This is a genomic window from Sabulibacter ruber (assembly GCF_017355955.1).
GTDB classification, from domain to species: domain Bacteria; phylum Bacteroidota; class Bacteroidia; order Cytophagales; family Hymenobacteraceae; genus Nibribacter; species Nibribacter ruber_A.
Window position 1 is genome coordinate 1 of record NZ_JAFFID010000211.1, and the last position, 243, is coordinate 243.

General features: G+C 67.9%; 1 protein-coding gene. It reads right to left on the reverse strand.

Annotated elements, in window-relative coordinates:
• Positions 1 to 243: hypothetical protein (locus tag JT719_RS25085; RefSeq protein ID WP_207436496.1), on the reverse strand; the 243-nt coding region annotated here is incomplete at both ends.

Consider the following 243-nt stretch of genomic DNA (forward strand, 5'->3'; position numbering starts at 1 on the left):
CCAGCAGAAGCTCCACTTGGCCCGCCACGCCGCCATGCTCCGGCGGCACGCCCAGCAGGGCGAAATCCGATGGGCTTGCCTGCGCAAGGCTGTCGGCGGTAATCACCAGCCCGCAATGCAGGCCGGTCGCCGAAACCAGATCGAGGATTCGGGGAATGCAGTGCAGCTCGCGGATCATTCCCGACCACAGGACGAGCGTGGATAGCACGCGTCCCTCGTCCGCCCAGCGGCGCAGGGTGGCGT